The sequence below is a fragment of the Microseira wollei NIES-4236 genome (genome assembly GCF_020521235.1).
Lineage (GTDB): Bacteria > Cyanobacteriota > Cyanobacteriia > Cyanobacteriales > Aerosakkonemataceae > Microseira > Microseira wollei.
The window spans coordinates 1-23,126 of the sequence record NZ_BLAY01000048.1 but is presented as its reverse complement, the minus strand read 5'-3'; the positions used below and the strand labels follow the sequence as shown (position 1 = coordinate 23,126).

Below are 23,126 nucleotides of genomic sequence, written 5' to 3'. Positions count from 1 at the left end.
CATGACCCCCTTTTTAAATGAACCGCCAAGAAGCCAAGAACGCCAAGAAGAAGAAGATTATAGGGGTTTTCGAGCCGGATTTGATATGATTTTTTCTTGTGGGATGGGCATCTTGCCCGTCCGGTGTTATTTTTGCCAGAGGTCTATTCTTTGTTAGATTTCAAATTTTTGGTTTGTGCCTCGGCATATCATATCCGAATAAGTTCGGATCGACTTCTCCTAACTGCAAATCTGCTAACCCATATTCTGCCCAACGGCGTTCTACCATCGCCGCTACATCTGGATCTGATTCCAAAGGTGCGCCCCATTCGTGTTCGGTTTCGGGGGGGATTTTAGTTGTCGCGTCAATCCCCATGCGTCCGCCTAAACCAATTTTTTCGCTGGCGAAGTCTAAACTATCAAATGGTGTATTGGGCAGAATAAAAACATCCCGCACCGGGTCAACTTTGGAACTAATTGCCCATACGACTTGACGCGGATCGCGAATGTTAATGTTTTTATCGACGACAATGACAAATTTAGTGTAGGTAAATTGGGGTAAGGCACTCCAAAATGCCAGGGCGGCGCGGCGTGCTTGTCCGGGATATGCTTTGTCAATGGAAATAATGGCAGCTTTGTAACTTAAAGCTTCCATTGGCAGGAAGAAATCGACGATTTCCGAGACTTGTTGCCGTAGGATGGGGGTGTAAATGCGATTGAGAGCGATCGCCATCATCGCTTCTTCTTTGGGCGGACGCCCGCTAAAGGTGGTTAAATAAATTGGATCTTTTCGCTGGGTCATGCAGTGGAAGCGAATCAGGGGCGAATCTTCCTTGCCGCCGTAATATCCCATATGATCGCCAAACGGCCCATCGGGCAATACCTCCCCTGGTGTAATCGTCCCTTCTAAGACCATTTCCGAGTCCGCTGGGACTTCTAAATCGACTGTTTTGCATTTCGCGAGTTGCACGCCGGAACCGCCGTAAAGCCCTGCAAACAGCCATTCCGATAAGTCTACGGGGATGGGGGTAGCAGCTGCCATGATAATTAGAGGATCGACGCCGAGAGCGATCGCAATTTCCAATTTCTTACCCTGTTGCGCCGCTTTCCGTAAATGCCTCGCCCCACCTCTGACGGATAACCAATGCACCGTCATCGTACTGGGCGATTGCAGTTGCAACCGATATACCCCCACATTCGGGACGCCGGTTTCGCAATCTTTGGTAATTACCAATCCCAGGGTGATAATCTGGCCTGCATCCCCTGGATAGGGGCGAATCATCGGAATTTTGTTTAAATCCAGGTCATCTCCCTCAATTACCACTTGCTGACACGCGGGGAAAAAGTCTCGCCCCGGTTTTGCTTTCAGCACGTCAAACAGCACCTTGCCAAACTCGACCGCCTGGGATATCTTTTTGGGTGGTTTGGGTTGTTGCAGCATTGCCAGTTTTTTCCCCAATTCCTCTAACTCCTGGGGGTGCTGCATGTTCATCGCCCAGCAAATGCGTTCCACCGTTCCCAGCAGGTTCACCGCTACAGGATAAGGCGACCCTTTGACATTTTCAAAGATTAACCCAGGGCCGCCTTGTTGCAGCATCCGGTTGGAAATCTCCGCAATTTCTAAATCTGGGTCAACTAAGGCACTAATTCGCCGCAATTGCCCTTTTTCTTCCAGTAGTTTGATGAATCCCCGCAGGTCTCTAGCCATGATTAAGATATGTAAAGGTTAAACTTCCTTTTATTATGGACTCATAGGCCACCCCATGCGCGTGGAAGGCTATGCCAGACCACATTAGCTTGCTGTCAGTGACTGATTCTACCGTTCTCGATCGAATAAGTATTTATATCTATGAAGCTGTTCTAGAGATGCAGCGGCAGCATCCGGAATGGCTGAAAGAAAAGTATCGAAAAGTGGCATGGAAAGATGACCGCTATCAGTCTATCTTCAAAGATAGGTTGAAACAAGAACTACTAAATGCCTCTGACCAAAAAGCCCAACTGGTTAAAGTTAGAAAATTTTTGCAGCTTCTGGTGGAACCCAGCTTTTTTGAAACGGCTGAGTTCAAAGTATTAATAAAGAACCTACGTCAGATAATTATTCAGCCGGAAACGCCGTCAAATGGAGGGGAAAATTTAGGCTCAAAATCGGCGGGTGCTATTGCCATCTTACTTTTAGATGTAGAAAACTTACAATTAGATGTAGAAACAGAGAAATTTTTAGAGAAAATATGTACCTATCCGATTCAAATTAAAATCGCATTTGCCAATTGGCGCAGCATGGGGAGGAAAGACGCTGAATTTCACGAACGTCATTACGAACTAATTCACGTCCCCCCCGGAAAAGACAGCGCCGATTTAAAAATGGCAACGGTTGGATCTTCTATTTTTGTACATTACCCAAATGCGAAAGAAGTATTAGTTTGCTCGTCGGATAACGCAATTATTCATTTATGTACTACGCTGCAAACCCACGGGTTAACTGTATATCGGGTTCGCAAACAAAAAGGTGAGATCGCAGTCTTTAACAGCAAGACGGGAGAAACTCAAACTCATTCGCTCAAACCCATCCCCGAAATGCCTTCGGTTGAGGAATTTATTGCCTGTTTAAAACAGTTAATTAAAGCCGAACAATTGCAAACTGGTTGTCAGTGGCTCAAGTTATCTAGAATTTCAAATCTTTTTCAAAGTAAGTACCAGATTACTATTACTCAAGTTGTCGCAACTCACTTTCCAGGGAAAAGAACAAGAGATATTTTCTTCGAGTATCCATCTGAGTTTGTGGCGCATCAAGTTTCGGAGCGTTCGCCACTTTATATTACTTTATTTGAAATGTCTGAGCCGAAAGCGTCAAATGGCAATGGCTCAAATCCTGAATTAGATGAGCAAAATAATATGAGAAATTCATCTATTAGTTCGCCAGCTGAATTAGAAGACGCGCTTGTTAATCTTTTGAAAAGTTTAACGGCTAAATCTTCTAATATCGCTATTTCTATGTCAAGTTTAGGAAGTGAATTTCATAAAAAATACGGTAAAACGATTAGTCAAACCCTAGATGAATTGAATTTAAATGGAAATTTCCCTAAGTTTATAAAGTCTTGTAGTTCTTTAAAACTGGGGCAAACGAAGAAAGGGTGGCAAGTTGCGATCGCTCAAACAGAGGAGTAACGTCCCCACTACGAACAAGAGGCAGAAAAAATACCCCTTTAGAGGTATGTCGAACTTAACTCTTGCTTGCCATCTTGGAGTTGCAGCCTCAGGGCAGATCCCATCTAAACTTGGCAACAAAAAAATAACTAAAAATTTTTAATCTTAATATAACTTTTGCTTAAACATAAGTTAATCTCAGCTTAACCTATAATTAGACTGATATTTTCCTTTTCTTAACCAGTAAAGTGTAGGGTGAGAAGTGCTTAATCAAAAATGCATTTGTGCTTAAGGATAGGGATAGTATGGCTTTATCTTCCACTACTTTGCGTCGAGCTGTAGTGGCTTCCGCCGTAACAGTTGGTGTTGTGGGAGGCTTCGTTTACACGGCAACATCCCAAACAGCATCAGTAACACTTAACGGAGCGGGCGCAACATTTCCGGCGCCTTTGTATCAGAGGTATTTTCAGCAATTCAGCCAAAAAAACCCCAACATTCGAGTTAACTACCAAGCCGTAGGTAGCGGTGCTGGAATTCGCCAAATGATTGCCGGAACGGTAGATTTTGCCGGGAGCGACGTGGCAATGAAAGATGACGAAATGGGGAAAGTTAGTCGGGGTGTAATATTTATCCCCACTGCTGGCGGCCCGGTTGCAGTTGTTTATAATCTGCCAGGGGTTAACAATCTCAAACTATCCCGCGAAGCACTTCCTGGTATTTTTTCCGGTCAAATTACTAGCTGGAACGACCCGAAAATTGCTTCTGCTAATCCAGGGGTAAACTTGCCCAATCAACCGATTCGACTGGCAGTGCGTGCAGATAGCAGCGGTACTAGCTTTATTTTTAGCAATCACTTGAGTGCAATTAATCCTTATTTTCGGGGTAGAGTAACTGCTAGCACTACACCCAACTGGCCTGGAAATCCGCTGCGGGGTCAAGGAAATCCCGGTGTTGCACAAAGCGTGAGACAGACGCGGGGTGCGATTGGTTACGTAGAATACTCGTTTGCCAAGAGCGCTAACATGCAGATGGCGCAATTGCAAAATCGCAGTAATGCTTACGTTGCGCCTTCGATGGAGGCAGCAAACCAAGCGTTGTCAGGTGTAGATTTTAACCAAGACTTCCGCGTCAACTTTACTGAATTTGGTAACCCGAACCAAGGTTATCCTATCGTGGGTTTGACTTGGATGATGGTTTACAAACAGTATCCTCAACCCGGTAAAGCTGATGCAGTGAAGCGATTGGTACAATGGGTGATGACCGACGGTCAACAAATCAACGATGACCTCAGCTATACGCGCATTCCTGCTCCGATTGCTAGCAGAGTGGTTCAAGCAGTCAATAGCGGCGTCCGTTAAGTCTTGTACCTAAAATGGGTGGCACAGGCAGGATGCCTATGTCACAAGCAAAATCCATCTCTGGTGGGGTGGGTGCCCGACAGGCAGGATGCCTATGTCACAAGCAAAATCCATCTCTGGTGGGGTGGGTGCCCGACAGGCAGGATGCCTATACCACAAGCAAAATCAATCTCTTGTGGGGTAGGTGTGGGACAGGCAGGATGCCTATGCCACAAGCAAAATCAATCTCTTGTGGGGTAGGTGTGGGACAGGCAGGATGCCTATACCACAAGCAAAATCAATCTCTTGTGGGGTGGGTGTGGGACAGGCAGGATGCCTATGTCACAAGCAAAATCCATCTCTGCTGGGGTGGGTGCCCGACAGGCAGGATGCCTATGTCACAAGCAAAATCCATCTCTGCTGGGGTAGGTGTGGGACAGGCAGGATGCCTATACCACAAGAAAAATCAATCTCTTGTGGAGTGGGCGTCCCGCCCGCGTATATTAGTGCAATAGCTGAGGAATAATTACTGATAACTAAAAGCTATGGAAAATCGCTCAAAGCCATCTAAAAATTCAACTAAAAACCTTGATGCTGAATTAGACATAACAGCAGGAGGGGGGTTAAATCTTTGGCTAAACCAAGGTTTTACTTGGTTAGTTTATGGGTTTGCTATCTGTACGGCATTGACCCTGTTTTGGCTATCGTGGGTAATTTTACAGCAAGCGCTGCCAGCGATTCAACAATTTGGGCTGGGGTTTTTGTCGGGGAGTGAATGGAATATAGGGGAGTTAAAGTTTGGTGCTTTGCCATTTATTTATGGCACCCTGGTATCGAGCGCGATCGCACTCCTAATCGCCGTCCCCGTGGGCGTTTCGGTAGCCCTAGTCACCAGTGAAGATTTTATCCCGAATTGGGTGCGATCGCCGATTGCATTTGTAGTAGAATTAATTGCCGCGATTCCCAGCGTCATTATCGGACTGTGGGGCATTTTTGTCTTAATTCCCTTTCTGCTGCCCCTACAACAATGGCTATTCGATAAATTCAGTTTTATTCCCCAATTTAGCACCCAACCTTCTGGCCCTGGTTTGCTCACTTCGGGGATAGTGCTGGCGATCATGATCGTGCCGACAATAGCAGCAATTAGCCGCGATGTATTGCTAGTCGTTCCCAAAGAATTGCGAAGTGCTTCAATGGCTTTAGGCGCTACTCGTTGGGAAAGCATTTTTCGCGTCTTGTTACCTTCAGGTGCTTCGGGAATTTTGGGTGCTTCTACCCTCGCTTTGGGACGCGCATTAGGCGAAACAATGGCGGTGACAATGGTGATTGGCAACTCACCTCAAATTAACCCTTCTTTGCTAGATTTAGCCTCTACAATTCCCTCCGTCCTCGCCACTCAATTTGCCGAAGCATTAGACCCATTGCATATCGGCGCCTTGATGTATTTATCCTTGATTCTGTTTGTTATCACCTTGCTGGTTAACATAGCAGCAGTTCTTTTAGTAAGGGTGCTGGGACACAAGCAAGCATGATAGCAATCCCTAATATTTCCACCGTTGAACAGCTCTAACAACCAATCAGCAATTAGCAATTAGCAATTAGCAATTAGCAATTCATGACCAATCCTTCCTCGTTAGAAACTGAAGAATCAATAATTGCCGAACTCAACAAACCTTTGCCCATAGGTAGAACTTTATTCACCTATGGCATGACTGTGTTAGCATTTGCCCTTACGGGTTTGGCGCTGTTACCCCTGGTAGAAATATTGTGGTCAATCCTGCATCAGGGACTGCCCCAATTGAGTCCAGAAACCATCACTTCTTTACCATCACCAGTTGGGGTAGAAGGACCAAATGGTTTTGGCAATGCTATTTTAGGAACGTTAATTATGGTCGGCATTGCTTCGGCAATTAGCATTCCTTTCGGTTTGTTGACTGGCATATACTTATCTGAATTTGGCAAAAATTCAAAAACAGCCAGCGCTATTCGTTTCATTACTACCGTTCTGACGGGTATTCCTTCAGTGATTATAGGCGTTTTTGCCTATGGGGTTGTAGTGGTGACTAAAATAGGGATTCAGAACGGTCAAATATTGTTGGGACGGGAAGCAATTGACCAAGGAATTGGGGTGCCGCTTCCGGGTTTTGTGGGAGCGATCGCAAACATTTTCGGTTACGATATTAATACTTTATCAATTGGGATAGGTGGATTTTCAGCCCTAGCTGGCGGTTTTGCGCTTTCTATACTCATGCTACCAGTCGTAGCGCTGACCACAGAAGAAGCCTTGAAATTGGTTCCAATCTCTCAACGCCTCGCCTCTGCTGCTTTGGGTGCTACCCGCTTCCAAACCACTTTTAAAATTGTCGTTTCTACAGCTTTACCCGGTGTGACTACAGGTATTCTACTCGCTGTAGCGCGTGCGGCGGGCGAAACAGCGCCTCTGGTTTTCACGGCTTTGTTTAGCGATAACTGGCCCGATGGATTATTTAATCCTACCCCTTCGCTTTCGGTTTTAATTTATAATTATGCCAATTCTCCGTTTCCCGAACAAAATAATTTAGCTTGGACGGCTTCGGTGGTGTTGGTAAGTTTAATCTTACTGCTCAGTATTGCGTCTCGCCTGGTGACGCGCCGACGATGAAGGAAAATTTTAGATTTCAGATTTTAGATTTTAGATTTGAATTAAATCTGCAATCTGCAATCTTAAATCTGCAATACGTCTTAAATCTGCAATCTCAAATCTTAAATCTACAATACTATCATGAAACCAGACCCCAATAAAGCATTTAAACCGATTCCTCCCAGAGGAAAGAATATGGCAGCGGCGGCTCAATCTACCGCAGAAACTTCAGTTCCGGCTTTGAAAGTCCGCAAATTAAGCTGCTACTACGGCGAGAAAAAAGCGGTAGATTCTGTTTCGATGGATATTTACCAAGGGCAAATTACTGCGATTATTGGCCCTTCAGGTTGCGGTAAATCCACTTTCATCAAAGCCTTAAACCGAATTAGCGAATTAGAAGCGCCGGTACGCTTTGAAGGAACGGTGGAATTTTTTGGACAAGATATTTTCAGTCGCGGCGTTAATTTGAACCGACTCCGCCGTCAAATTGGTATGGTGTTCCAAAAACCCAATCCATTTCCCATTAGCATTTACGAGAATGTAGCTTACGGCATTAAAGTAGCGGGGCACAAATCAAAAGCCGAATTAGATGAAATTGTAGAATCTGCGTTGCAAGGGGCGGCGTTGTGGAATGAAGTCAAAGATAATCTGAAAAAATCAGCCCTAGGACTTTCTGGCGGTCAACAACAGCGTCTGTGCATTGCTCGTGCTTTGGCGGTGAAGCCGAAAATTCTGCTGATGGATGAGCCTTGTTCGGCGCTTGACCCAATTGCCACAATGAAAATTGAGGAATTATTGCAGACGCTGCGCGATAAACTGACGATTGCGATCGTGACTCACAACATGCAACAAGCGTCTCGCGTGTCGGATTATACGGCATTTTTCAATGCCGATGAGAGTCGCATCGGTCGGTTAGTCGAATTTGGCCCTACTGCTATGATTTTTACCGAAGCCTCGAATGTGGACACCCGCAATTACGTCGCGGGGTTGTTTGGTTAAACAGATGTTAAGGTATAGAATCGATTGATTCTAGCGAGACATCCAAAATTACAATGGCTCGTCTGGCAACTACCATTGAAGCGATTCTATACCTGAAAAGCCAGCCCCTGTCGCTGGCTGCCATCGCCGAATACGCCAAATGCGACAAAAACGACGCCCAAGAAGCGCTGCTGGAACTGATGGACGATTACGCCCACCGCGACAGCGCTTTGGAAGTTGTAGAAACCCCCGCTGGTTATTGTCTGCAATTGCGGACATCGTTTCAGGGGTTGATGCAAAATTTGATACCGCCAGAAATAGGGGTGGGGGCTTTGAGGACATTGGCAGCGATCGCCCTCAAAGGCGAGATCGCTCAAACCGAATTGGTCGATTTACGCGGCTCTGGAGCTTACCAGCAAGTGCAGGAACTCGTACAATTAGGCTACGTCCGCAAACGCCGACAATCAGAAGGGCGGTCGTATTTGCTACAAGTAACAGAGAAATTTCACCAGTATTTTGAACTAGACCAACTCCCCAAACAGCTAGAGTTACCTTTCAACGCAGTAGGGCGAGGGAGAGCGACAAGCGAGAGCGACCCAGAAGAATCAGAGGAAACTTACGACTGAAAGCAGACAGGACTTACGTAAACAAACCCGGTTTCTCAGCTCGTAGTGGGTAAGTCCTGGCAGAGAAACTGTGATGGGGCGCGTCTTGCCTCGATATTGGTTAAAAAAATAAATTGGGGAGCAAAAAAGGCTGTTTACTGGTCATAATAGCTTCTTTTCCCCCAAAATTTTCCTCTCCCTGTTACATCTCCCTGTCTGGTGGGAAATATGTCAAATTAGAGTTAGTTCAACACTAAGGCTCCTCATGGTCTTTAACCCTGATTTTCTCAGTTCTGATACCGAAAATGCTCCAGCCAATCCACTGCTGAAATATCTGCAGCATCAATCTCCGGAGGTATTAGCCCGCGTCGCCAAGTCTGTCAGTCCGGAAATCAAGCAAATTATTTCTCAAAACGTTCAAGGTCTGGTGGGAATGCTACCAGGCGAGCATTTTAACGTTCAAATTACCACAGACCGGGAAAACTTAGCCGGGCTGCTAGCTTCGGCGATGATGACAGGTTATTTCCTGCGTCAGATGGAACAGCGGATGCAGCTAGAGGAAAGTTTGCTTGGTTCAATGTCCCTCAAACAGGAACCAGACAGTGCCCAATAATTTTAGATTTTAGATGGCAGATTTTAGATCTTAAAGGTAAAACAATCATCCCATCTAAAATCCAAAATCTAAAATCTAAAATTTCCTACCCCATTCGCTCCGCTGGAAAAGCACCCAGTCGCACTTGGATATTTTGGGTTTGCCCGTTGCGGGTGACTTCGAGTTCCAAGACAGAACCTACGGCACTGGCTTCTACTAACTCTTGTACTTTAGAAGCTTCTTTGATCGCTACGCCGTTAATTTTTTGAATGATATCGCCTCGGCGCAGACCGGCTTGGTCGGCGGGTGAATTGTCGAAAACCCGCATCACCAAAACCCCCCGCTCCTGGGTGATGGTAAGGTTACTTTCTTGAATTAGCTGTTCTTTTAAAGCTGGGGTCAGTCCCGCCATTTGTATTCCCAAGAAGGGATGTTGCACCTCGCCTTTAGCTAACAATTGATTGGCGACGCGCTGTGCGGTTTCGATGGGGATGGCAAAGCCAAGTCCTTGAGCATCGGCGCGAATTGCAGTATTAATGCCGATAATTTCTCCCGCAGCGTTTAATAGTGGCCCTCCAGAGTTGCCGGGGTTAATCGCAGCATCGGTTTGAATAAAATTAACTCGTTTATCTGGGACGCCGACTTGGGAACTGGAACGTCCCGTGGCGCTGATAATACCCACCGTTACCGTGTTATCCAAACCCAGGGGATTGCCGATCGCGATCGCCCACTGACCCGGTATCAAATTTTGCGAGCTGCCTAAACTCACCGTCGGCAAATTGGTGGCGTTAATCTTCACCACCGCCACATCGGTCAGCGGGTCTGTTCCCACCACCCGGCCTTCAAACGTGCGACCGTCTTTCAGCGTTACTTGCACGGTCTTCGAGCCATCTACTACGTGAGCATTTGTAATTAAACTGCCATCAGAACTCAGTAAAAACCCGGAACCAGTGCCGCGTTCTAACCGTTCTTCCGGCCCAATCGGCGAGTCATTGCCAAAGAAGCGCCTAAACATCGGGTTGCGAAACGCTTCCGGGATTGGTATTTCCACCTTGCGCGAGGCATCAATTCGCACTACCGCAGGTCCCACCTTTTGGACTGCCTCGGCGATGAAATTGACGCTGTTGGGGTCAACATTCGCCGTTTTGCCGCCTGAATTGCGCTCAATTGGCAACGGGGGCAACATGGGGGCAGTTGCCTGGTAAGTTGGGATGACGCGACTTTCCGCTTGCAGGTGGCGGCTAGCTAACACCCCTGCACCGCCGCCAATGGCGAGCAACGTGAAATAAAGAGTCAGCTGCTTTACAGATAAACTCATAAGTTAAAATTCCACTGAAAACCCACCCTATGAATCGAATCACGAGGAAAGCGGGGCGGGGTGTAACGCTTTTCCTCAGAAAAACACAGATAATAATCTACTTTAGCTTGCTCTAAACGAGGGTTTCACCTATTGCAAGGTTGAGAAAGTTTGCATTTTTGTGGGAGACTTGGCATAAAATTCAGTTTTGGTAAGGTAATTGCCAGCTTTGAGTCATCGGCGTTGTCATCGCTAAACCGCTAAAATACACCAGCAGTACTGACGCAGGTCGAGGCCATCACCAAAGTTTCTGCGTCAATCTCTGGTTGCCAAACCAATGATTGTTCTTAGAAACCCGGTTTATTTGGGTTGTTAATTAAAATTTCTTCACATTGATTGCTTGATTCCATGACTTTATATCGTTGGTTTCCCATCGCCTCAACGCTTCTGTGGCTGTTTATAACCGCCTTGGAAGTGAAAGCGAATCTGACTGAACCCGCTTTACAACCGCAAAACTTAAATTGTCCCGCACCAGCGCTGGAGCGCCTGAGTACACACCTAGTTGCTCTTGGCGAGACACTGGAGAGTATCGCCCGTCAACATAATCTGATTCCGGCTACCCTGTTAGGATTGAACCCTAGTTTAAGGTCGGGTGGAGTGCAGGTAGGAACCGAAATCGTTATTCCCCCCTTTAACGGCATTCGCGTAGAAGTACCGGCGAATCAAACTTGGCGGGATGTGGCAAAAGCTTACAACGTGCGCGAGGCTATTTTATACGAAGTCAATGGTTGTCAGGAAAATCCCAGAGTTGTGTTTGTACCGGGGGTGAATTGGTCGCCGGAAACCCTAGGAGTAGAAGAAGTTACCAGGGAGTTGACAGAATATCCTTTACCTGCTATAGCAATGGTGGGATTGCGCTACGGTTGGCAGCTGAGATTGGGTACGGGTAAGGTAGAATTCCACAGCGGTGTAGATTTGTTGGCAACCCCTGATACGCCAGTTTTAGCGGCGGGAAACGGTGTGGTAGCTTTTGCCGGGGAGCAAGGCAATTACGGTAATTTAGTGGTAATCAATCACCAAGACGGGTTGCAAACTCGCTACGCCCACTTGGACAATATTACCGTCACGACTGGGCAAAGAATTATGCAGGGAGAGCAGGTGGGAACTGTTGGTGCAACGGGTTCCCCCGATATCGAAGCATCTCACCTGCATTTTGAAATTCGCTACAACTCAGATTTAGGTTGGGTGGCAGAAAATCCCGAACCGTATCTCAGGAATATGAGACTTGCTAATCGCTAATGGCTAATGGCTAATCGCTAATGGCTAATGGCTAATGGCTAATGGCTAATGGCTAATGGCTAATCGCTAATCGCTAATCGCTAATGGCTAATCGCTAATGGCTAATCGCTAATGGCTAATCGCTAATGGCTAATCGCTAATGGCTAATCGCTAATGGCTAATCGCTAATGGCTAATCGCTAATGGCTAATCGCTAATGGCTAATGGCTAATCGGTCAAGCGCAATTAGCAATTAGCAATTAGCAATTAGCAATTACTCAGCGGTTACATGAGCTAACTCTGCTTGCTCTTGGGATGGGGCTTCGGTGATGCCAAACAGCGAACGGTACAATTTATCGTACTCGTGGGCGGATTTATCCCAGCTGAAATCCAGCGCCATGCCGCGTTGTTGCAGGGTGCGCCATTGCTCTTTGAAGCGGAAGCCTTCCCAAGCTCGAATCATAGCGGTAAATAGATCGAGGGGTTCGTAGCGGTCGAAACAATAACCCGTACCCGCTTGGTTGACGGGGTCGTGGTGGGTTACAGTATCGACTAAGCCGCCGGTACGCCGCACGATGGGGACGCAACCGTAGCGCATGGCGAGCATTTGGCTGATGCCGCATGGCTCAAAACGGCTGGGCATGAGGAAGGCATCGCAACCTGCGTAGATGCGGCGGGCGAGGGCGTCGTTGTAGAGTAGGTAGGTTGCCATGCGACCTGGATAGCGGGAAGCCATTTGCCACATTTGGCTTTCGTAGTAGCGATCGCCTGTCCCCAACAAGATAAACTGAGCATCGGTATAGCACATGAAGCGGTCGAGGATTTGCAGCGACAAATCGATGCCTTTCTGCTCGACCAACCGGGTTACCATACCAATCAGGAACGATCCGGAATTGACTTCTAACCCAACTTCTTCTTGCAGCGCGACTTTATTCGCCTTTCGTTGATCGAGTGTATCGGCACTGAAGGTTTGAGCGATATATTTGTCGGTAACCGGGTTGTAAAGTTGGGTATCGATACCGTTGAGAATCCCGGATAACTTACCGCTGACGTAAGAAAGCAAGCCTTCCAATTGTTCGCCATACGCCGCAGTCTTGATCTGATCGGCATAGGTGGGCGAAACTGTATTTACCCAGTCGGCAAATTGAATTGCCGCCGCCATTGTATTGTGTCCTTGCATGTACCAAGGACACCAAGTCATTTGCTCCAACCGCCAGCGCCACGGACCTTGATAAGCTAGGTTGTGAATCGTGAAGACGGTTTTGATCTCGGTGTCTTGGTGCATCCACACGGGAATCATTCCCGTATGCCAGTCGTGACAGTGGATGATGTCTGGCTTCCAGTAGTTCCAGGCAAATTCTGCCGCCCCGTTAGCAAATAAGGTGAACCGCCAGTCTTCATCGTCTCCATGATAAACGCGACGGGGCCAGAACGAAGGATGACCGAATAAATATAAAGGCACATCGCTATTGGGCAAGACGTTTTCGTAAATCGAGAAACCCTGTCCCATCGCATTACCCGACCAGATAGGCGTTTTTGGAATAGTAATCTTGTCTGGTAGGAAGCCATAGTAGGGCATGAAAACCCGCACGTCATGCCCCAATTTTCGCAGCACTTTGGGCAAAGCCCCAACGACATCGCCCATGCCGCCAACTTTTGCCAGGGGTGCTGCTTCAGCAGCAACAAATAGAATTCTCATTTTAACGTTCGTCTTCCCTCAGACTAGGCAGTCAAATTAGAAACAAATTGTTAAGGTAATCATACCTGTAGACGCGCACTGCAAAACAGTCCTTGGTGATTTGCTAATTGCTAATTGCTAATTGCTAATCGCCTCAGGGGGAGTAACCATTAGCCATTAGCCATTAGCCATGACCCCTACCCATTTAACGCTGAATTTGAGCAAAAATCTCGTCTAAGATGGCTTTTGCGCCTTGTTGGCGCAAGCGTTGGGCGAGTTGGATGCCGATTTGTTCGGCATCGCTGGCAGCGCCTGTAATGGTATCTTTGATCAGTCGCTGACCGTCTAAACTGGCAACCATGCCGGTGAGGGTGAGGGTATCTCCATCCAAGTGGGTGTTGACGCCGATGGGGACTTGACAGCCGCCTTCTAATTCTCGCAGAAAGGCGCGTTCGGCATAGCAGCGATAGGCTGTTGGTTGGTGTTGGATGACTTGAAGTATTTCTATGATTTCGCTGTCTTCGGCGCGACATTCGATACCTAATGCGCCTTGTCCGACGGCGTGCAGCGATACTTCACTGGGGATGACTTGGTGGATGCGATCGCTCATTCCCAGTCTTTCCAATCCGGCGACGGCTAAAATCAGCGCATCGTATTCTCCAGCATCGAGTTTCCCCAGTCGCGTATTCAGGTTACCGCGGATATCTTTAAATGCCAGATGGGGGAAGTGGTGGCGCAACTGTGCCAAACGCCGCAGCGAAGATGTGCCGATGACTGCGCCTTCTGGTAAGGTATCGAGTTGCTTGTCTTTATGCTTTTCGTGGACGACGAGGGCGTCTGCGGGATTTTCCCTGGCGGTGACGCATCCGAGTACCAAGCCTTGTGGTAACCGGGTGGGCAGATCCTTGAGCGAGTGTACTGCAAAATCGGTTTCGTTGTTGAGCATCCCGACTTCCAGTTCTTTGGTGAATAGTCCTTTATCGCCGATTTTGGCTAGGGCGACATCGAGTATCTTGTCGCCTTGGGTACTCATGGTGTGGACTTCAAAAGTCCTGCCGGGAAAGTGTTTCTGGAGTTGTTCTTGCACCCAGTAAGTTTGAACCAACGCCAGTTGGCTTTTACGGGAAGCGATGCGAATGGTACGGGGAGGACTGGAAACGGTTGGAGACATAGTGCGATCGCGCCACAACGCAAACAGAATAGGTCACCCAATCTAGACTACCGCAGTGCGCGATGCTTAGATATTCGATTCAACCTGTCTCAACGGGAGTTTTGTTTTTACATTTTGTAACGACTGCTCAGGCGTTGGTGCAGCCTCGACAAAGGAGAACCGCTTCTTTTTCCAGAAATCAAAACATTTTCTGTTAAAATAAGTACCTTTTTTCTTAAAATAAGATTAACCAGAAAAAACAGTAGCAATTGTCTGGCTGTCATACCATTTCTTTTGCGGGACGCTACCGATGGTAGAGGAGTGTTGTCAGAGTGGGTTTTACTGACAAAGTTTCACAAAAACAGATAGCCTGGTTCAACCCAACTGGTGTAAAAATTGATCGGTGTGCCTCAAATTGGAAAGGGTATTAATGTCAAATACTCTCAAGTAAGGGACTCGCATTCGCGAGTAAGAACATGAAAATTGAACTAGAAACGAATGACTTTGATGAAAAATCCTATTGCCACCTCTGCGGCAGCACATTTATAACCAAAGAAATTGTAGCAAGAGCTTACAATGAATCGGGTGATTATATAAGCGATGTTTGTCCGCAGTGCATCGCAACAGGAGCGGAGGGAATTAGCATCAGAATGCGCTTGCGTGCGGAACATTTGCGAGTGTTGGCAGCGCAGTTAGAGAAACTGGCATGGGGTAATATCGAAGCACCGAGTATCGAGCAATTGAATATCATGAATCAAATTGCCAAAGCGTTGTATTGATTGAGGAGGGAGATGAGTAATAATTATTACCCACCTCCCCAATCTTTTACTGTTTGGTAATTCCGTCAAACGACTCGGAACCCAAGGGACTGGGAACCCATCCTGCAACATTCTTGCGTTTGGCTAATAGCGGTTGGGAATGTACAATGGGCAGGCGCACTACTTCTTTGTGCAAAATTTCATCAACTTCTGCGTAAATTTTAGCTCTGGTTGCTTTATCCCCAGTCGCGCGTCCTTGATTTAATAATTGCAAAAGTCGCTGATTTTTCCAACCTCCCAAATCGATGGTAGAACCGGGGCCAAAGTGGGGATAATAAAAACTATCCGGATCGCCATAGTCGGCTGTCCAACCTAACATAAACGCTTGGAATCCCGGCGGTTTTTGTCGCTCGGCAATGTAAGCCGCCCAATCTTTTGTTTTGAGCGTCACTCGAATTCCAATTGCAGTTAAATCGGCGGCGAAAGCTTCAGCAATTGGTTTCGGTGTGGGAAAATAAGCGCGGGAAACCGGCATGTACCACAGTTCCAAATCGAAGCCTTTAGGATAGCCAGCTTCGGCTAAAAGTTGTTTGGCTTTCTGCGGGTTATGTTCGTAATTGGCAATGTTTTTAGATTGGAATTCTGCCAGTGCAGACGGGGTAAAGTGAGCGTCGCTAGTGCCTAATTCGCCCCAGAAAGCTTGGACGATTTGTTGAGTGTTGATGGCGTGAGCGATCGCAACTCTCACCCGCGCATCCGACAGCGGCTTATAACTGGGATTTAACGCCAAATATCCCACATTAAAAGAAGGGCGAGGAACCGCTGTTAAATTCGGATCGCTTTGAATTTCTTTGATTTGATCTGGAGCCAAATCTACGGTAAAATCTATTTGTCCAGCTCTAAGTTGGGCAAGCCTTGCGGCTGGGTCGGTAATAAAGCGAATTACCAATTGATTCGCTTTAGGAAATCCGGATTTCCAGTAGGTGGGATTTTTTTCGAGTCGGATGCGATCGCCAGTCCGCCATTCCTTGAAAATAAATGGCCCCGTCCCCACCGCCATAGCCGCAGGAGTCCCATATTTTGCCCCAGCTTGTTTAATCGCATTTGGGCTAGCAATACCAAAGAAAGCCGATCCAATTGCAGCCGGAAACGCAGCAAAGGGCTGTTTCAACACAAACTGAATCGTAGATTTATCCACTAGGACAATATTTTGCAAGAGAGAATTTGGCTGGACTTTAAAACCGCCGAAAACTTGAGGCCAAATTTGATAATTTTTCCCGGCATCCCGGTGTCCATTCGGGTGTTTTTCATCCCACCAACGTTCTACGTTAAATTTAACAGCCTCGGCGTTAAATTCGCTACCGTCATGAAATTTTACCCCCGATCTAAGTTTAAACGTCCAAGTTTTACCATCTTGGGAAACCGACCAACTGGTAGCTAAACTTGGTGCAAGTTCTGTTGTTCCTGGTTTGAATTCGAGCAAGCGATCGTATATTTGATCTTGGACAATCACCGAATTGCCATCGGTGATATTCCCCGGTTCTAAATTTACGGGTTGTCCACCGGAACCATAAACCAATACGCCTTGGGTAGTTGCGCCTGGACTGCTGGCGTTGGGAGAAGTGCTAGGCTGATTTTTACAATTAGAAAGAATTAGAGAAAAGGCACAAACTGCCGTCAAAAGAGCGAGTCGCCATTGCTTCCATCTTTTCATCGGATTAACTCCTGGCATAGTATTAATATATGTTAAGTAAAACCGGGAAAATATAACATTTGTTAAGAGCGATCGCAGGTGGCGAGGGATAGTAATATCTTGCTAAAATTTTCAGATGGGTGCAACAAAGATCGTTGTAGTAGGGAACATCAGGAATTTTTGTAACTAACTCGAAAATTTTCGGACGCCGTGCCCCTTTGTCTATTGTTGACAATATTACACACCTCCTACCATCATGAACTTGCTGAAGCTTTTACAAAAGCCTAAATTCTGGCTCTTGGGGATAGCAGTTAGCTTAATTGGTATTCACTTGAGTTTAGTCGGTAAAACTGCACCCACCTTCTTTCTAGGTACAAGTATTCTGTTTTGGCTGGCTGTAGTATCCAGGTTATGGGAAAAACGTTGCAGCTTAAGTTTAAACAGTGGGGTATTCTCCAGGTTTTTTGGCATAATACTAATTATTTTGGTACTCGTCAAGATTTTATCCCTGACTGGTTACGATCCTTTTCTTCGCATCTTTCCTTTAATTTCTGCTTTCGGTTTAGGTTTAATTGCCTCTGGGATTAAGGGATTAAAACAATATTGGCAGGAATTCATCCTTTTGATTATTCTCGCAGTACCTCCGGAGTTAATCACCGATCCAATTAATCAGCTAATCGGCGTTAGTTCTTTAACGGGTAAATTTTCCAGCTTTGTTCTGTGGTATTTAGGATATGAAGTCTTTGCTCACGGGGATTTTATTGTTCAACCAAAAGGAACGATATGGATATCGCCTGAATGTGCGGGATTGACAACGCTGCTTTGGCTGTTGCAACTGTCAGCGCTTTTTTTAATTATGTTTCCCCTTGAATTGGGCAAAACAATTTTAGTGCCTATTGTGGCAGTTATCACGGGATTTGCAATCAATGGGTTGCGGATTGCCTACTTGGCTGTTCTTGCTTTCTCTAATCGGGAAGCATTTAATTACTGGCATTCAGAAAATTCCCAAATATTTTCGCTGCTTTCTGTACTGCTTATTGGAATATTTTGCCTTTGGCTGATTAAGCAAGAAGAATCGGAAGATGAAGATGTTGTCGAGGTGGAGCAATGAAAAAATGGGGCGGGCAATACGTCCCACCCCACAAAACCAGAAAAATTCTTGTGGGGTGGGCGTCCCGCCCGCCCTTGTTTTTGTTAACATATCCCCCAATTCTTGCTCGATGCGATCGCCTGGAAATTTCAGGGAATTTTGGATGCGATCGCCTATTACAGCAGATTGCAAGCTCGTCTAGGTACAGCCTTTTGGCGCCTTTTGTGTAGCGGCACCCTTAAGGGTGCCGCTACACAAAAGGCGGTGTACCTCATGCGACTGCAATCCGCTATAACCAAAATAGAGGTTAGGCAATCGCCGATAGTCTGTTTAACAGGCTAAAACTAACCTGATGAAAATACACTCGCGCCATGCAGACGGAAGCCTTCCCGGTGCTTCGCCCCCGCTACCAGATTCAGAAGCGATCGCGCTCCAAATGGTGCATTTTATAGCGGATTTCATTCGGATGAGGTACACCGCCTTTTGTGTAGCGGCACCCTTAAGGGTGCCGCTACACAAACCAAGCGATAACGCTTTCCCTCACGCGGCTGCAAGCCGCTGTATCCCAACCAAGATCGTTGCTGTAGGGGCACGGCATGAATAAGTTTTGTCACTAACGCCAAGATTTTCCCACGCCGTGCCCCTACCCGATGGTTGATGATTTAACGTCGATATTCGTCCCCACAGTCGCCAATTAGTTTAAACAAATCCCTGGATTTATTTGTTACCGCATCTATCTGTTTGGTATCTGAATCATCCAGGTGCAAATCAAACACTTTGGCGTTATCTTCTAAGTGTGCGGAAATTCCCAACCTGGCGCCAACGATAACACCGCCTACTGCTGGTTTATCCAAAATATAACGAACTGCCACATTGGGAATGCTAACTCCATGCTTATCTGCAATTCCCTTGAGGACAGAAAGCAATTCTTGAAACAAACTCCAACCGCCCCAAGCATCTACCATGTTTTTGTATTTCCTCAAACTCACGGTGTCAAGTTGTCCGCCACGGGGTTCGGGTTGCCCCAGATATTTTTCTGATAACAAACCGCCGCAAATTGTACCGTAAGTGAAAAGCTTGATATCGTGCTGCTGGCAGAACTGAATCATCGCCACTTCGGGACGGCGGTCAACGATAGAAAATTGCACTTGGTTGGATACTATCTTGATCCCGTTGTCAAGGATAATTTTCAAATGTTCTGTATCGAAATTAGTTAATGCCAGGTGTTTGATTTTCCCCTCAGTTTGCAGATCTGCCATATGCTTGAGGGCGTCGAGGTAATTTTTATCCCGGTATTCCCACCAGTGGAATTGCATCAAGTCTAAGGCATCAACTTTCATCCTGCGGCGGGAGATATCAATATTATCTTCCACCAACTTTCTGGTCATTTTACCGGGTCTTGGTACCCATTTGGTAAATGCTTGCAGGTTCGATAGCGCTGCTTCCCCTCGCGTCGCGATTAATTGACGCCTAAACTCGCCAATAAAGTCTTCGGCGGGGCCATAATGGTCTGCCATATCCCAAGTAGTGTAACCTGCATCGAGGTACTTAAACATGGTTTGGATGGCTGCATCTGAAGAAATGCGTCCGTGTCCGCCGGATACTTGCCACATGCCGTTTAAAACTCGACAAATGTTCAAATCTGGGGTAAACTGTAGCCTGCTCGATTCTGGTAGATTCATGTTGCTGCTAAAAAGAATTATGAGGGTGGCTCAAATTTTGACCGGAAGATACTTCTGTGCCTAATTTTTATTTTTACACAGATCTCCACCCAGATTAGCTACGGTTGCTCGGTTTTCAGATTTGTTTCGTGGTACTAAACTTTGTTATGCCGGAATTTAACCAGAAAAAATTAAATAAGTTAATCTATGAAATTAGCAACAAGATAATCAATTTAATTGGCAATCTTTTAGTTAAAGATTGGGAGCAGAGACTTTTAGGTTTATCCAAACTTTCTATCAAGACAATTATTGATGTGGGAGCGAATGAAGGTCAATTTTACCAAAAAATTTCTCAGCTATTCCCCAAGGCGAAGATATATGCTTTTGAACCCCTACCCGACCCTTGTAAAAAAGTGAAAGCTTGGGCGAGAAAACAAAAGGGTAAAGTGACTGTTTTTAATCTTGCTTTGGGCGATACGGTGCAAGAGATAGAAATCCAACAGCATTTGTTTTTTACGGCTTCTTCCTCTATATTGAATACAACTAAGTTTTGTGAAAAAATGTACCCAATGACCAAAAAGCAAGAAAAAATTCTTGTGCAGCAGTCAACTTTAGATCGAGAAATTTCCCAATTGCTGGAACCGCCCCAGTCTGATATTCTGATTAAACTTGACGTACAAGGATATGAAGATAGGGTGATTAGAGGTGGAGTTGAAACTTTTGCCAAAGCTAAAGCATGTATCGTAGAAATTTCGTTAAAACAACTTTACGAAAATCAAGCTCAATTCAAAGATATTTTCACTCTGATGGATAATCTTGGCTATAAATATTGTGGTAATTTAGACCAAGTATGCGATCGCGATGGTTCGGTGCTATTCTTGAATGCAGTTTTTATTAAATAACACATCCCAATTATGCGAGTTGAACCTTGTTGCCAATCTTTACTAGCTAATATTTTGCCAGTTGTAGACCCTAAAAAAGAAGGTATTTGTATTGATGTTGGTGTGGGAACGTTTGCATTTTATTGTGAAATGTTTGCGAAATTAAGATTTTCAACTTTGGCGGTGGAACCTTTGCCAGTGAAGAAGTTACAGCGGATATGTCAAAAGCGCAATATTGGTTTAATTCAAAGTTGTCTTTCTGATAGAAATGGCACAGAAAATTTGTATATGGGAACCTTTGCGGGATTATTAAATAATAACTTTAGTTCTTTGTCACCGGATTGGTTTGGGTCTTATAAGCAAATCAAACAAGTCGAATCGATTACTTTATCGAAGTTACTTTCAACGATTGAAGCTGAAAAGATTAGTTGCATCAAAATCGATATTGAAGGATGGGAATCCCAGGTGATTAAACAATTCGTTGAATTACCAGATTCTTTGATTCCCAAGGTAGTGATGTTTGAATATGGCGGGGGTATTAACCGGCAAAAGGGTAAAAGAGGTTGGTCGCCGCAATTTTTGAATGCTACGATGGATTGTCTGGCGGTATTAAAGCAGTGCGGTTACGGTTTCAGCGTGATGATAGATTATGCCTATCATGCAAAAGAAAGAATCTTCGATTTGCAATTATCTGATTTAGAACCAGATTCAATTTTTGATTCAAATGCAGTTTATGGCAACATTATTAGCTTCCATGACTGGCGGTATTCAGAGGATGAAATTGCCAAATTATGTCGCCCTTATTATGGGGGTTGGACAAATTTGGTCTTGACGACAATTTTGTCGAGATAGGTCGAGTTATATCAAATCCGGTGGCATCGGAATGATTAGATTTCTGGGGAATTGCTAATTGCTAATTGCTAATTGTCCCTACAGGTCGTAATTCCGATGCAACCGTAGTCCTGATGTAGTTAAAACCCGATGACTAAACTCGAATCGATATCTCCTAAGTTGGCGCAACCACTCAATGCCATTGCTATATCTAATTCATCGCGCAATAGTTCGATGATGTGTTGGACTCCTGCTTCTGAGTCTACTGCTAATCCCCATAATATTGGGCGTCCTAATAATACTGCTTTTGCGCCTAATGCTAAGGCTTTGAGGATATCTGTGCCGCGACGGATGCCGCCATCTACTAGGATATCTGCTTTATTTCCGACTGCGGCGACGATTTCAGAGAGCGCGTCGATGGATGCGATCGCACTATCCAATTGTCTCCCCCCATGATTCGATACAATTACCGCCTTGGCGCCACATTCCACCGCCCGAATTGCATCATCTCCCCGCAATATCCCTTTGACGACTAACGGTAGCGGCGATAAAGATTGCAACCATTCCAAATCTTTCCAAGTTAATGCAGGATTTAACTGTTCTAAAAAATAAGCAAATAAACCAGATTCTCCTGGTTTGTAAGCTATTTCTAAATCGGATAGTGCAGCTAAATTTGCCAATTCCATCCCTGGTGGTAACGCAAATTGATTGCGCATATCGCGTTCTCGCTTACCTAAAACCGGGGCATCAACGGTGAGGCAAAGTGCTTGATATCCTGCTTTATAGGCGCGTTCTACCAGTGCTTTTGTCAAACCTCTGTCGCGATGCACGTACAATTGAAACCATAATCGGGAATTGCGTTCCCTGGCAGAGCAAGGGAACGAGGGTATGCGATTTTGTGAAGCGTTAGCAACTTCTTCTATACTTTTTGTTGCTAAGGTACTTAATACCATTGTGCTTCCCAATTTCGCCGCAGCTTTGGCGGTGGCAATTTCTCCTTCTGGATGCGCCAAACACTGAAACGCCATCGGTGCAATTAAAATCGGCAGGGGCAAAGTTTGACCAAGTATTTTCGTGCTTAAGTCTCGCTGACTCACATCTACCAACATCCGGGGACGGAGTTTGTAGCGTTCAAAGGCGGCGCGGTTATCCCGCAGGGTAATTTCGTCCCCAGCACCGCTGGCATAGTAATCTAGCGCCATCTGGGATAGATGCTCTTTGGCGCGGGTTTCGTACTCGAATAGATTAATCGGTTTAATCGGAGTCATTTGTTAATCGTACTCCATTTCTATGTCCGCGCGTAGGGACACGGCAATCATCAAATGTTTGCTTGTAGATCAGGTTTTGGATGCCGTGTCCCTACACCGACGATTTTTCAGAGGACACGGCAATCATCAAATGTTTGCTTGTAGATCAGGTTTTGGATGCCGTGTCCCTACACCGACGATTTTTCAGAGGACAAGGCAATCATAAAATGTTTGCTTGTAGATCAGGTTTTGGATGCCGTGTCCCTACACCGACGATTTTTCAGAGGACAAGGCAATCATCAAATGTT

General features: G+C 45.8%; 24 protein-coding genes. 16 read left to right on the top strand and 8 right to left on the bottom strand.

Going from position 1 to position 23,126, the window contains the following annotated elements; all coding sequences use genetic code 11:
* Positions 1–160: 160 nt before the first annotated feature.
* Positions 161–1,687: a UbiD family decarboxylase gene (locus tag MiSe_RS17265; RefSeq protein WP_226582523.1), complete on the bottom strand. Its 1,527-nt coding sequence runs from the start codon at positions 1,685–1,687 to the stop codon at positions 161–163.
* Between the two features lie 71 nt (positions 1,688–1,758).
* Between MiSe_RS17265 and MiSe_RS17260 the strand changes: the two genes are divergently transcribed.
* The 8 genes from MiSe_RS17260 (at position 1,759) to MiSe_RS17225 (ending at position 9,276) form a co-directional block, all read left to right on the top strand.
* Complete coding sequence (locus MiSe_RS17260) at positions 1,759–3,144, top strand: NYN domain-containing protein (protein ID WP_226582521.1); 1,386 nt, start codon at positions 1,759–1,761, stop codon at positions 3,142–3,144.
* 284 nt (positions 3,145–3,428) lie between these two features.
* Positions 3,429–4,481: a phosphate ABC transporter substrate-binding protein PstS gene (gene pstS, locus MiSe_RS17255; RefSeq protein WP_226582518.1), complete on the top strand. Its 1,053-nt coding sequence runs from the start codon at positions 3,429–3,431 to the stop codon at positions 4,479–4,481.
* A 38-nt stretch (positions 4,482–4,519) separates the two neighbouring features.
* Complete coding sequence (locus MiSe_RS17250) at positions 4,520–4,975, top strand: hypothetical protein (RefSeq protein WP_226582515.1); 456 nt, start codon at positions 4,520–4,522, stop codon at positions 4,973–4,975.
* A 30-nt stretch (positions 4,976–5,005) separates the two neighbouring features.
* Positions 5,006–5,992 carry a phosphate ABC transporter permease subunit PstC gene (gene pstC / locus MiSe_RS17245; RefSeq protein ID WP_226582512.1) on the top strand — a complete coding sequence of 329 codons (987 nt, stop codon included), beginning with the start codon at positions 5,006–5,008 and terminating at the stop codon, positions 5,990–5,992.
* Between the two features lie 83 nt (positions 5,993–6,075).
* Positions 6,076–7,101, top strand: a complete 1,026-nt coding sequence (locus tag MiSe_RS17240) for a PstA family ABC transporter permease (protein WP_226582509.1) — start codon at positions 6,076–6,078, stop codon at positions 7,099–7,101.
* 174 nt (positions 7,102–7,275) lie between these two features.
* Positions 7,276–8,079, top strand: a complete 804-nt coding sequence (gene pstB, locus MiSe_RS17235) for a phosphate ABC transporter ATP-binding protein PstB (protein ID WP_226582608.1) — start codon at positions 7,276–7,278, stop codon at positions 8,077–8,079.
* Positions 8,080–8,132: 53 nt separating this feature from the next.
* The gene (gene scpB / locus MiSe_RS17230; RefSeq protein WP_226582506.1) at positions 8,133–8,684 is read left to right on the top strand and encodes an SMC-Scp complex subunit ScpB; all 552 of its coding nucleotides are present in this window, start codon (positions 8,133–8,135) and stop codon (positions 8,682–8,684) included.
* 244 nt (positions 8,685–8,928) lie between these two features.
* Positions 8,929–9,276 (top strand): DUF760 domain-containing protein, encoded by a 348-nt coding sequence (locus MiSe_RS17225; protein ID WP_226582503.1) that lies wholly within the window; start codon positions 8,929–8,931, stop codon positions 9,274–9,276.
* An 85-nt stretch (positions 9,277–9,361) separates the two neighbouring features.
* Here MiSe_RS17225 and MiSe_RS17220 read toward each other — a convergent pair whose 3' ends face one another.
* A complete protein-coding gene (locus MiSe_RS17220; RefSeq protein WP_226582500.1) occupies positions 9,362–10,573 on the bottom strand; it encodes an HhoA/HhoB/HtrA family serine endopeptidase in 1,212 nt (403 codons plus the stop codon).
* Between the two features lie 387 nt (positions 10,574–10,960).
* Between MiSe_RS17220 and MiSe_RS17215 the strand changes: the two genes are divergently transcribed.
* Positions 10,961–11,851, top strand: a complete 891-nt coding sequence (locus tag MiSe_RS17215) for a peptidoglycan DD-metalloendopeptidase family protein (protein ID WP_226582497.1) — start codon at positions 10,961–10,963, stop codon at positions 11,849–11,851.
* Between the two features lie 252 nt (positions 11,852–12,103).
* Here MiSe_RS17215 and glgA read toward each other — a convergent pair whose 3' ends face one another.
* Together glgA and hemC are read right to left on the bottom strand one after the other, a co-directional pair.
* Positions 12,104–13,528 carry a glycogen synthase GlgA gene (gene glgA, locus MiSe_RS17210; protein ID WP_226582494.1) on the bottom strand — a complete coding sequence of 475 codons (1,425 nt, stop codon included), beginning with the start codon at positions 13,526–13,528 and terminating at the stop codon, positions 12,104–12,106.
* A gap of 184 nt (positions 13,529–13,712) precedes the next feature.
* Positions 13,713–14,678 (bottom strand): hydroxymethylbilane synthase, encoded by a 966-nt coding sequence (gene hemC, locus MiSe_RS17205; protein WP_226582491.1) that lies wholly within the window; start codon positions 14,676–14,678, stop codon positions 13,713–13,715.
* Positions 14,679–15,133: 455 nt separating this feature from the next.
* On the opposite strand from hemC, the gene MiSe_RS17200 reads away from it, so the two are divergent.
* Positions 15,134–15,436 (top strand): hypothetical protein, encoded by a 303-nt coding sequence (locus MiSe_RS17200; protein ID WP_226582477.1) that lies wholly within the window; start codon positions 15,134–15,136, stop codon positions 15,434–15,436.
* Positions 15,437–15,482: 46 nt separating this feature from the next.
* On the opposite strand, the gene MiSe_RS17195 is transcribed toward MiSe_RS17200, so the two are convergent.
* Together MiSe_RS17195 and MiSe_RS17190 are read right to left on the bottom strand one after the other, a co-directional pair.
* On the bottom strand, positions 15,483–17,129 hold the full coding sequence (locus tag MiSe_RS17195; protein ID WP_226582474.1) for an ABC transporter substrate-binding protein: 1,647 nt from the start codon (positions 17,127–17,129) through the stop codon (positions 15,483–15,485).
* A 22-nt stretch (positions 17,130–17,151) separates the two neighbouring features.
* Positions 17,152–17,343, bottom strand: coding sequence for a hypothetical protein (locus tag MiSe_RS17190; protein WP_226582471.1), 192 nt, complete (start codon positions 17,341–17,343; stop codon positions 17,152–17,154).
* Between the two features lie 21 nt (positions 17,344–17,364).
* Between MiSe_RS17190 and crtA the strand changes: the two genes are divergently transcribed.
* The 3 genes from crtA (at position 17,365) to MiSe_RS17175 (ending at position 18,802) form a co-directional block, all read left to right on the top strand.
* A complete protein-coding gene (gene crtA / locus MiSe_RS17185; protein WP_226582468.1) occupies positions 17,365–18,219 on the top strand; it encodes a cyanoexosortase A in 855 nt (284 codons plus the stop codon).
* Positions 18,220–18,223: 4 nt separating this feature from the next.
* Entirely contained in the window at positions 18,224–18,400 is a 177-nt protein-coding gene (locus tag MiSe_RS17180; RefSeq protein ID WP_226582465.1) for a hypothetical protein, read from the top strand.
* A gap of 150 nt (positions 18,401–18,550) precedes the next feature.
* Positions 18,551–18,802 carry a hypothetical protein gene (locus MiSe_RS17175; protein ID WP_226582462.1) on the top strand — a complete coding sequence of 84 codons (252 nt, stop codon included), beginning with the start codon at positions 18,551–18,553 and terminating at the stop codon, positions 18,800–18,802.
* Between the two features lie 58 nt (positions 18,803–18,860).
* On the opposite strand, the gene MiSe_RS17170 is transcribed toward MiSe_RS17175, so the two are convergent.
* Entirely contained in the window at positions 18,861–19,880 is a 1,020-nt protein-coding gene (locus tag MiSe_RS17170) for an aldo/keto reductase (RefSeq protein WP_226582459.1), read from the bottom strand.
* Between the two features lie 146 nt (positions 19,881–20,026).
* Between MiSe_RS17170 and MiSe_RS17165 the strand changes: the two genes are divergently transcribed.
* Positions 20,027–20,761 carry an FkbM family methyltransferase gene (locus MiSe_RS17165; RefSeq protein WP_226582456.1) on the top strand — a complete coding sequence of 245 codons (735 nt, stop codon included), beginning with the start codon at positions 20,027–20,029 and terminating at the stop codon, positions 20,759–20,761.
* 12 nt (positions 20,762–20,773) lie between these two features.
* Positions 20,774–21,592: an FkbM family methyltransferase gene (locus MiSe_RS17160; RefSeq protein WP_226582453.1), complete on the top strand. Its 819-nt coding sequence runs from the start codon at positions 20,774–20,776 to the stop codon at positions 21,590–21,592.
* Positions 21,593–21,711: 119 nt separating this feature from the next.
* On the opposite strand, the gene MiSe_RS17155 is transcribed toward MiSe_RS17160, so the two are convergent.
* Entirely contained in the window at positions 21,712–22,839 is a 1,128-nt protein-coding gene (locus MiSe_RS17155) for a glycolate oxidase (RefSeq protein WP_226582449.1), read from the bottom strand.
* An 80-nt stretch (positions 22,840–22,919) separates the two neighbouring features.
* On the opposite strand from MiSe_RS17155, the gene MiSe_RS17150 reads away from it, so the two are divergent.
* The coding region (locus MiSe_RS17150) for a hypothetical protein (RefSeq protein WP_226582446.1) at positions 22,920–23,126 on the top strand (207 nt) is incomplete at its 3' end.